A 9,442-nucleotide genomic window follows, 5' to 3' on the forward strand; every position below is an offset into this window, starting at 1 on the left:
CGCCGCGACCCGACGGTGGACCGCACGCATCCGGTGCGGCGATCCATCGTTGTGAGCCGCACGCTTGTCACTTGTGCCCCCGCACCCCCACCGGGACTCTTTTACCGAGGTTGGAGCCGCTGTATGACCCTTGACGTCGAGGCCGTGCCCGCATCCGTTCGGCCCGGACCGAACAACGAGGGCGGTCGTCCCGCCGCCGTCGACCGGATCGAGCACGTCGTGGCCGAGGCCTGTGCGCGGCTCTCCGGCGTTTCGGCGGAGAAGGTCCTGACCGAGGCGCGTCGCGGGTTCTACCCCGGCATCGCCGATGCCGAGGTCGAGCTCGGCATCGTCATGGCCGCCCGCAGCTTCGTCGAGGTCGACCCGAACTACTCCTACGTGGCCGCCCGCCTGCTGCTGGACAAGCTCCGCACCGAGGCCCTGAGCTTCATCGGCGGCTCTCCCGAGACCGCCACCCAGGCCGACATGGCCCAGGGCTACGCGGGCTACCTGGCCGCCTACGTCGGTCGTGGCATCGACCTCGGGCAGCTCGACCCCGCCCTCGCCCGGTTCGACCTGGGGCGTCTGGGCAAGGCCCTGCGCCCCGAGCGCGACGAGCAGTTCACCTTCCTCGGCATCCAGACCCTGTACGACCGCTACTTCCTGCACAGCGACGAGGTCCGCTACGAGCTGCCGCAGGCGTTCTTCATGCGCGTGGCGATGGGCCTGGCCCTCAACGAGGACGACCGTGAGGCCCGCGCGATCGAGTTCTACGAGCTGCTGAGCTCGTTCGACTTCATGGCCTCCACGCCCACCCTGTTCAACTCGGGCACGGTGCGCGCGCAGCTGTCGTCCTGCTTCCTGACCACGGTCGGCGACGACCTCCAGGACATCTTCCACGGCATCAGCAACAACGCCATGCTGTCCAAGTACTCGGGCGGTCTGGGCAACGACTGGACCCCGGTCCGCGGCCTGGGCTCCCACATCAAGGGCACCAACGGCAAGAGCCAGGGCGTCGTCCCGTTCCTGAAGATCGCCAACGACACCGCGGTCGCGGTCAACCAGGGTGGCAAGCGCAAGGGCGCGGTCTGTGCCTACCTGGAGACCTGGCACATCGACATCGAGGAATTCCTCGACCTGCGCAAGAACACCGGTGACGAGCGCCGCCGCACCCACGACATGAACACCGCGAACTGGGTTCCGGACCTGTTCATGCAGCGTGTGGAGGAGCAGGGCACCTGGACCCTGTTCTCGCCGGACGAGGTTCCGGACCTGCACGACAAGTACGGCAAGGACTTCGTCGAGGCCTACGAGAAGTACGAGGCCGAGGCCGAGGCCGGTCGCATCAAGGTCTCCAAGAAGATGCCCGCCGTGGACCTGTGGCGCCGCATGCTCACCATGCTGTTCGAGACCGGCCACCCGTGGATCACCTTCAAGGACCCGTCCAACCTGCGCTCGCCGCAGCAGCACAACGGCGTGGTGCACTCCTCCAACCTGTGCACCGAGATCACGCTGAACACGAACAAGGACGAGGTCGCGGTCTGCAACCTCGGTTCGGTGAACCTGCCCCAGCACGTGGGCCCGGACGGCGTCGACGTCGAACGTCTGCGTCGTACCGTCCGCACCGCCGTGCGCATGCTCGACAACGTCATCGACGTGAACTTCTACACGATCCCCGAGGCGCGTCGCGCGAACATGCGTCACCGCCCCGTGGGTCTGGGTCTCATGGGTTTCCAGGACGCCCTGTTCAAGATCCGCACGCCCTTCGCCTCCGAGGGCGCGGTGAACTTCGCCGACGAGAGCATGGAGCTGATCAGCTACTACGCCATCGAGGCCTCCATGGAGCTGGCCGCCGAGCGCGGCTCCTACGAGAGCTTCGACGGTTCGCTGTGGAGCCGCGGCATCCTGCCGATCGACTCCCTGAAGCTGCTGGCCGACTCCCGCGGCGGTGACCTGGAGATGGACCGCGGCGAGACCCTGGACTGGGACTCGTTGCGCGAGCGCGTCAAGACCACCGGGATGCGCAACTCCAACGTGATGGCGATCGCGCCCACCGCGACCATCGCCAACATCACCGGTGTGAACCAGTCGATCGAGCCGGTCTACCGGAACCTGTTCGTCAAGTCGAACATGTCCGGTGACTTCACCGTCGTCAACGACTACCTGGTCCGCGACCTCAAGGAGCGGGGCCTGTGGGACGACGAGATGGTCTCCGCGCTGAAGATGCACGACGGCAGCCTCGGTGAGATCGATCGGGTCCCGGACGACCTCAAGGCGCTGTACGCCACCGCGTTCGAGGTCGACCCGACCTGGCTCGTGGACGCGGGTTCGCGCCGGCAGAAGTGGATCGACCAGGCCCAGTCGCTGAACCTGTACATGGCCGCGCCCAGCGGTAAGAAGCTGGACACCCTGTACCGTCGCGCCTGGCGCTCCGGGCTCAAGACCACGTACTACCTGCGTTCGCAGAGCGCCACCCACGTGGAGAAGAGCACGCTGAAGGGCACCGACGGTCGACTGAACGCCGTGTCGGCCACCCCGACACCGGCCGCCGCGCCGAGCCCCGCCGCGAGCCCGACCCCGAGCCCGGCCGCGAGCCCCCGCCCGGCCCCGGTCACCGAGCCCGCGGAGCCCGAGGACGAGTTCGAGATCATCGAGGACCAGGCGTGCAGCATCGATGACCCCGAGTGCGAGGCCTGCCAGTAGGAACGTCCGGGGCCGGCGGGCGACCTCCCCGCCGGCCCCTCCTTTCCCCTCCACTCCCATAGACGACCCGGTACGACCGGAGAACGGAACACGAGCATGACCGCGGTTTCCGAGAACAACGCCGCCTCCACCGGTCTCGGTGAGATCCAGAGTGGCGCCGAGCGCGTGAACGTCGACGACAAGGCGATGATCAACGCCCGCGCCGACGTGAACCAGCTGCTGCCCCTCAAGTACACGTGGGCGTGGGAGAAGTACCTGGCCGGGTGCAACAACCACTGGATGCCCACCGAGGTCGCCATGCAGGCCGACATCGCGCTGTGGAAGTCCAAGGACGGGCTGACCGACGACGAGCGCCTCATGCTCAAGCGCAACCTCGGTTTCTTCGCCACAGCGGAGTCCCTGGTCGCCAACAACATCGTCCTGGCCGTGTACCGTCAGCTGACCAACCCGGAGTGCCGCCAGTACCTGCTGCGCCAGGCCTTCGAGGAGGCCGTGCACACCCACACCTTCCAGTACATCTGCGAGAGCCTGGGCCTGGACGAGGGCGAGCTCTTCAACATGTACCGCGAGGTCCCGTCCATCACGGCCAAGGACGCCTGGGCGCTCAAGTACACCCAGAACCTCGAGGACCCGGAGTTCCGCACCGGCACGCCCGAGGCCGACCAGGCGTTCCTGCGAGACCTGGTCGCGTTCTACGTGATCTTCGAGGGCATGTGGTTCTACACCGGCTTCGCGCAGATCCTGTCGCTGGGCCGTCGCAACAAGATGGTCGGTATCGCCGAGCAGTACCAGTACATCCTGCGCGACGAGTCGATCCACCTGAACTTCGGCATCGACGTGATCAACCAGATCAAGATCGAGAACCCGCACCTGTGGGGCGAGGAGTTCCAGGCCGAGGTCCGGCAGATGCTGATCGACGCCTGCGAGCTGGAGGTCTCCTACGGCCGCGAGACCATGCCGCGCGGTGTGCTGGGGCTGAACTCGGAGCTGTGCGAGAAGTACATGCACTTCATCACCGACCGCCGTGCCGAGCAGATCGGTCTGCAGCCCATCTTCGGTGAGACGGAGAACCCGTTCCCGTGGATGTCGGAGATGATGGACCTCCAGAAGGAGAAGAACTTCTTCGAGACCCGAGTGATCGAGTACCAGACGGGTGGCGGCCTGGACTGGGACTAGATCCTCTTCCCGGGAGAGACCTCTCCCTCCACGGCCCGAGGCGGGCGCGCGCCCCGGGCCGTTCGCATGCCCGAGGCGGGTGCCCGGCTTCCTGGCCGGTTCCGGTAACGCGCTGACCGGAGGAGGCCAGAACCCGAACGAACTCGCGTCACCCGCGTCGAAACCGGGTGCGACCAGGAAGTTCCTGGCGCGGAGGGGAGCGACGTGGAGCACTACTTCGGTGCTGAGCGGCACCGGACGCTGCGGGAGGAAGTACGCGGGTTCGCGCGGCGGGAGGTGGAACCCCGGGTCCCCGAGATGGAGCGGCGCCGTCGCGTGGACCGGGACCTTTCCCGGCTGATCGCCGAGCAGGGCTGGCTTGGGGTGACCGTGGACCGCGGCTACGGAGGGATGGGACTCGGACACCTGGCCAAGACCATCATCATCGAGGAACTCTCCAGGGTCAGCGGGGCGATGGGCGCCATGGTCCAGGCCTCCCAGCTGGGGGTCGCCAAGATCGTGCACTTCGGCGACGAGGCGCAGCGTTCGACCTGGCTGCCGGAGGTGGCCGCGGGCCGTTGCCTGCCCACGATCGCGGTCACCGAGTACGGTTCCGGCGGGCACGTCCTCGGGATGACCACCAGCGCGGTGCGCGACGGTGACGAGTACGTGCTCAACGGGCAGAAGGTGTTCGTGGGCAACAGCCACGTCGGTGACCTGCACGGCGTGGTGGCCCGGACCGGACCCGGATCGAAGGGTCTGTCGGCGTTCCTGGTCGAGTCGGACCGCCCCGGTTTCTCCCGGGGCCGGCACGAGGGCACGATGGGATTGCACGGCTTCAGCTTCGGTGAACTGCGCTTCGAGGACTGTCGGGTTCCGGCCGCCAACATGCTGGGTTCGGAGGGCGATGGCCTGTCGGTGGCCTACTCCTCCAGCGTCCTGTACGGGCGGGCCAACCTGGCCGCGGTGGCCTTGGGCATCCATCGCGCCCTGGTCGAGGAGACCAGCGCCTATGCCTCCCGACAGCATCGCTACGGCAAGCCGCTGGCCGAGGTTGCGGCGGTCAAGCTCAAGCTGGGACAGATGCAGTCCCGGTTGATGGTGGCCACGTTGTCGCTCTACCACGCGGTGTCGCTACTGGACCAGGGCCTGCCCTGCGACCACGAACTGATCAACGCCAAGCTCGTCAACGTGGAGTACGCGCTGGACACCGCGCGCAACGCCATGGAGGTCCACGCGGCCCGGGGGCTGTACACCGACAGCCCGGTCGAACGGTACCTGCGCGACGCCCACCACATCTTCGCACCGGCCGGTACGAGCGATATCCAACTTCTGCGGTTGGGCGAGGCCGCGTTGGGCACCGACAAGGGTCAGTGGTCAGAACGCCTGGTGGGCCGGCTCAGGGCCGCGCCGGAGCCGTTGCCCTCGGTGGGCTGACACGAAGCGCGGGGGTGGGAGGGAGGAGGACGCCCCCGCCGCTCGGACCAAAGGTAGGCCCTTTGAAAATGCCACCAAAGAGACATGAATAATGACACTCGATACTAGAAGTCCCCCTGGGTTGAACACCGTTGGGCGACGTATGCCGTCCGTTTGGAAAATCGTGATCATTTCCAGAGCGTGGGGTTCTCGCCTGGCGTGTGAGGCATACGCTAGCGTTCTACCGAATTACCGCTGGTCGCGCGCGTGCGCACAGAGGAAAGCGCGTCGCGAACGTTGCTTCTGTATCGACTCTTTACAGAAGTGCCCCCGTGCCGCCCGTTCCAAACCAGCCGCTCACCGGCAACGCTCAAAGACAGGGCCGCACATGATGGAAAACCGAACCGAGGACGCTCATGGCTTCTTCGGCCGCTGGCGCAAGTCACCCTATTCGTACGACATCGGCACTTGCTGTGAGGTCCTCAACCTCACCAACGGCGAATCTTACTTCCGTGACTCGGTGCACCCCGACGACGCGCAGCTCAAGTTCGAGAACCGTGAATGGACGACCTTTCTCGCGGTTTCCAAGGGGATTTCCTGATTCCCTGGTCACAAGGGAGCGATCGGGAACACGTCGCAGTCCTGTCGTGTGAACGTCGACATGGACGCGGTCCCGGGGTGATCGGGGCCGAAGCGGGAAAAGAACTCCTCGCGTAGGCCCTCCCATTCCGGGCCCACCCTCTCACCGGCCGCATGCCTGCTCACCAGGTGATTCCGGCGAGCAGTCAACAGGATCGGATGGTCGGCGGGCAGTCGGTTCCGGCAGTCCGCCTCCGTCATCGAGTCCAGTCGCCTCGCCTCCTCGACCCGGTCGAGGTGGAACAGGTCGGTGGCCACGTTCAACGACGCGGGAAGACAGCTGAACGCGCCCGCACCATAGATCCGCAGCACTCGCTCCAGACCTTGCCGGTCCAGTTCGAGCGCCTCGGTGTAACGGCCCGACGCCCGCAGCACGATGGCCGCGCTGAGCCGCGCGGTGGCGGGGAACGGGTGCTCGTTCGGGTAACGCTCGTCCAAGGGCCGCAGTAACAGCTCGGCGTCCCGGACCGCCTCCTCCAGATCGCTCATGGAACCGGTTCCGGCCAGCGTCACCATGTGGATGGCCCGGAGATACAACAGCAGCCGTCCGGTCGGCGGGTACTTACGGTCGTACAGGGACATGGACCGCCGGGCCTCTCGCAGGGACGCGTCCGCGGAGCCGAGCCTGCGGTAGATCACCGAAAGCAGCATCCGCCCCTGGATGGCGTGTGGGCTGTCCGGTCGGGCCGCGGAGGTGAAGCGTTCCATGCACTCTTCGATCTGGGCTCGGGCCTCCTCCAGACGGCCCAGCAGGATGAGGTTGAGACCGACCGACAGGCCGCTGCGCAGGGTGTGCACGTCGTTGGGGCCCAGCACGAAACGCCGACCCTGGAAGGTGTGCTGGTCGATGGCCAGGGCGGCCTCGAACCGGCCCTGTTCCTGGAGGACCTGGCCGTAGTCGTGCGCGGCCTCCAGGGTCTGAGGATCGGATTCGGTGTACTTGGAGCGCCGGTGGTCGAGGATGTGGCGGAAGTGCCGACCGGCCTCCTCGAAGCGGCCCAGTCCGCTGAACGAGATGGCCACCGCGCGCAGTGACTCCAGGGACTCGTCGTTGTCGCCGTCCTCGCGTTCGATCTGCTCGGCGTGGATTCGCTCGGCCTCGGCCAGGGCCGTCACGTACTCGCCGTGGACGCGCCGGATCTTGTTTCGGCGGAGCCGCGCGTGCATACGGAGGAAGGGATCGTCGGACCAGGAGTTGACGGCCTGTTCGACCAGGCCGGTGGCGTTGGAGTAGTCGCCCACCTCGGTGAGGAGGTCGACCACGTTCAGCACCAGGCCGCGTACTCGGGGGTCCCGGCTCAGCCAGGCCTGCGAGGCCTTCACGTGCGCGTACAGCCGTAGGTACGTGGTCCGATAGGCCGAGTCGGTGGGGTTGCCCGGATCGCTCCGCGCCAGGACCAGGTGAGCCAGGTCCCGGTATCGCACCCGTTCGGTGTGCGGTAGGGACTCGCGGATCACCGACTGGAACAGCTCGTGCAGCTGGAGGGTGTCCCGCTCGTGGTCGAGGTAGGCGAGGTGGTGGCGGCTCATGAAGTCGAGGACCCGCCCCAGGAGTACGTCGTCACCGAGCGGCACGGTGCCCGAGGGGGCCGGGCCCAGGTCGTGGGAGCGGGAGAACAGGGCGCGCCCCAGGGGACGCGGTGCGAGGAACGCGCAGAGCCGGATCAGCTCCAGGACCATGTGCTCGGTCTCGTGTTCTTCGCCGCCCGAGGCCAGTTCCTCGGACTGGATGCTCCATGCCACCTTCAAGGGGATCGTGTGGTCGTCCGGGCCGGAGTAGCAGAGCATCCGGTTGTGGAGTTCCTCGAACGTGTCCAGGAACTCCACGGTGGGGACCGTCGACTCGCGCAGGAACGCGCCGACCTGGTCTAGGGCCAGAGGCAGGTATTCGAGCAGTTCGGCCAGCCGTTCACCGTTCCGGGGGTTCTCGACGCGTTCCGGGCAGACCTGACGCAGCAGCGAGAGGCTCTCGGCGTTGGTGAGCCGGGGAACGACCTGTCCGTCGAACCGGCCCGCCGGCAGCGAGCGGGTGATCCGACGGTGGTCGCGGGAGGTGACGAGGATGTCGCCGTCCCCTCCGTCGGGGAAGTAGTCGGTGGCCAGCCGTTCGACGTCGGTGACGTCGTCGAAGACCAAGAGCCAGCGACCGACGACGTGGCCGCCGGAGAGGGCGTCGCGCACGGTCTGGACGGCGCGGGGGACGTGTTCGTAGGCGACCGGTAGTCCGATGTGTTCGGCGAGCCGCAGGTAGGCGCGGTGCGAGTCGATGTCGGTGGAGGCGGGGATCCACCAGATGAGGTCGTACTCCTCCGCGTAGCGGTGCGCGTACTCGGTGGCGATGCGGCTCTTGCCGACACCGCTTCCCCCACCGATCAGGAACCGGGACCCGGGCCGGGAGAAGACCTCGTGGATCTGTTCCAGGATGTCTTCCCTGCCGGTGAAGTGAGGGTTGGCGCGGGGAACCCCGCCGATCACCGGGAGACGGGTGGCGTCCCTCTTCCGGAGGCGGCCGGTCGTCATCGGTCCACCAGCTTTCTCGTGTGGCGCTGAGCGAGGGCCCGGCGACGCGGGCCGGGGATGACCGTTCACCGGGGACTCTCGGACGGTCACGGGTCGAGCACCCGGATGGGGCGGGCCGGGTCGGTCCCGGCGCCCGAGGCGAGTCCCGAGAGGGATACGTGGTGCGCGCGCGGCCGCGAGGATGTGTGCGCGCAGGGGTGTCCGGCGGGGAGGAGAGCGTGCCCGGGGCATGGTGGGGGGACGTGCGGTGTCCGTCCACCGCCCGCGTGATCCGTGGCCCTCGGGGTCCAGGGCACCGGTTCATGGCCTGATCCCCATGCCTCGCGTGACGACGGGCCCGGTGGACACGAAGACCATCACCGGACCGGGCGGGTTTCCCGCTGTGGGTGGATGGGGCCGACAACGGGCGCTTGGTCCCAGGCTAGGTTCTGCCCTCGCTTCTGTCGATGGTCGTCCGCAGGCTGTGGACAACGATTGCCGAAACGAGTCCGGGGAGGCCGTAAATCAGCCTGGCTACGCGATCTTGCCACGCGGGAAAGGAGATATGGTGCCATCCGAAAATGCGAAGGCCGGACCATGGAAAGGGAATGGAGGGGCGGGAACTCCTGCCGGATGGCGTCAGTCCGAAGTGGGCTCGGGTTCGTAGTTGCGCATCATCATGGAGTTGCACTTGGTGCACAGATGGCGGGCCGACCCCGGTGAGGAGGGCTGCCAGTCGTGCTCACCGCGGGGACATATCCCCGATGGTCCGATGCTGCGGGCGCGGATGGCGGCGGGCTGTGCGTCCATGCGGCAACGTTAACGCGCTCACCCCCTTCCCACCACCTTCGGCCGGAGAACAACGCTGAACGGATCGGGTTCCTCCGGGTGAGCGGGCCGGAAGCGACCTCTCCGATCCGGGCACGGGCCTGGCGATCCTTACCGGCCCGCCGGCGGGGTTCTGGAGGCGGGTGTGCCCCGGACGGTCGCCCGTATTGTCGTGAGATCCCATGACAGGATGACTCATATGTCCGATCAGACAAAGGGAATG

The 9,442-nt window shown here is 67.1% G+C and carries 6 protein-coding genes; 4 read left to right on the top strand and 2 right to left on the bottom strand.

Annotation, left to right across the window (positions count from 1 at the left end; all coding sequences use genetic code 11):
• Positions 1-123: 123 nt before the first annotated feature.
• The 4 genes from NLI01S_RS22455 to NLI01S_RS22470 all read left to right on the top strand — a co-directional run bounded on the left by NLI01S_RS22455 (position 124) and on the right by NLI01S_RS22470 (position 5,854).
• Positions 124-2,682 carry a ribonucleoside-diphosphate reductase subunit alpha gene (locus tag NLI01S_RS22455; RefSeq protein ID WP_067608070.1) on the top strand — a complete coding sequence of 853 codons (2,559 nt, stop codon included), beginning with the start codon at positions 124-126 and terminating at the stop codon, positions 2,680-2,682.
• Between the two features lie 96 nt (positions 2,683-2,778).
• Positions 2,779-3,858 (top strand): ribonucleotide-diphosphate reductase subunit beta, encoded by a 1,080-nt coding sequence (locus NLI01S_RS22460; protein WP_067608072.1) that lies wholly within the window; start codon positions 2,779-2,781, stop codon positions 3,856-3,858.
• A 204-nt stretch (positions 3,859-4,062) separates the two neighbouring features.
• Entirely contained in the window at positions 4,063-5,274 is a 1,212-nt protein-coding gene (locus NLI01S_RS22465; RefSeq protein ID WP_067608075.1) for an acyl-CoA dehydrogenase family protein, read from the top strand.
• Between the two features lie 367 nt (positions 5,275-5,641).
• Entirely contained in the window at positions 5,642-5,854 is a 213-nt protein-coding gene (locus NLI01S_RS22470; protein WP_067608079.1) for a DUF397 domain-containing protein, read from the top strand.
• An 8-nt stretch (positions 5,855-5,862) separates the two neighbouring features.
• Here NLI01S_RS22470 and fxsT read toward each other — a convergent pair whose 3' ends face one another.
• Together fxsT and NLI01S_RS26115 are read right to left on the bottom strand one after the other, a co-directional pair.
• Entirely contained in the window at positions 5,863-8,412 is a 2,550-nt protein-coding gene (gene fxsT / locus NLI01S_RS22475) for an FxSxx-COOH system tetratricopeptide repeat protein (protein WP_067608082.1), read from the bottom strand.
• 618 nt (positions 8,413-9,030) lie between these two features.
• Positions 9,031-9,201 carry a hypothetical protein gene (locus NLI01S_RS26115; RefSeq protein ID WP_190318559.1) on the bottom strand — a complete coding sequence of 57 codons (171 nt, stop codon included), beginning with the start codon at positions 9,199-9,201 and terminating at the stop codon, positions 9,031-9,033.
• Positions 9,202-9,442: the final 241 nt, after the last annotated feature.

Source organism: Nocardiopsis listeri NBRC 13360 (assembly GCF_001570765.1).
Taxonomy (GTDB): Bacteria; Actinomycetota; Actinomycetes; order Streptosporangiales; family Streptosporangiaceae; genus Nocardiopsis; species Nocardiopsis listeri.

Coding starts and splice junctions, on each gene's coding strand:
- NLI01S_RS22455 (WP_067608070.1), top strand. CDS start 124: ATGACCCTTGACGTCGAGGCCGTGCCCGCATCCGTTCGGCCCGGACCG.
- NLI01S_RS22460 (WP_067608072.1), top strand. CDS start 2,779: ATGACCGCGGTTTCCGAGAACAACGCCGCCTCCACCGGTCTCGGTGAG.
- NLI01S_RS22470 (WP_067608079.1), top strand. CDS start 5,642: ATGATGGAAAACCGAACCGAGGACGCTCATGGCTTCTTCGGCCGCTGG.
- fxsT (WP_067608082.1), bottom strand. CDS start 8,412: ATGACGACCGGCCGCCTCCGGAAGAGGGACGCCACCCGTCTCCCGGTG.
- NLI01S_RS26115 (WP_190318559.1), bottom strand. CDS start 9,201: ATGGACGCACAGCCCGCCGCCATCCGCGCCCGCAGCATCGGACCATCG.